A 236-nucleotide genomic window follows, 5' to 3' on the forward strand; every position below is an offset into this window, starting at 1 on the left:
CTGCCGTCGCACCGCATCCTGGCGCTGTTCCGCGGCGAGAAGGAAGAGGTCCTCGACCTCACCATCAAGCCGGAGGCCGAGGCGCCGGCCGTCGGTGTGCCCGGCCTCTACGAATTGCGGATCATGAACCGCTTTGCGATCTCCAATCAGGGGCGCAAGGGCGACAAGTGGCTGGCGGAGACGGTGCGCTGGGCCTGGCGAACCAAGATCCAGATCCATCTCAACATCGATCTGCG

1 protein-coding gene is annotated in these 236 nt (G+C 64.8%); it reads left to right on the top strand.

Annotation, left to right across the window (positions count from 1 at the left end):
- The coding region (locus tag AC1RQI_RS17520; protein ID WP_481905881.1) for a hypothetical protein at positions 1 to 236 on the top strand (236 nt) is incomplete at both ends.

The sequence above is a fragment of the Salicola sp. AFF1 genome (genome assembly GCF_056783195.1).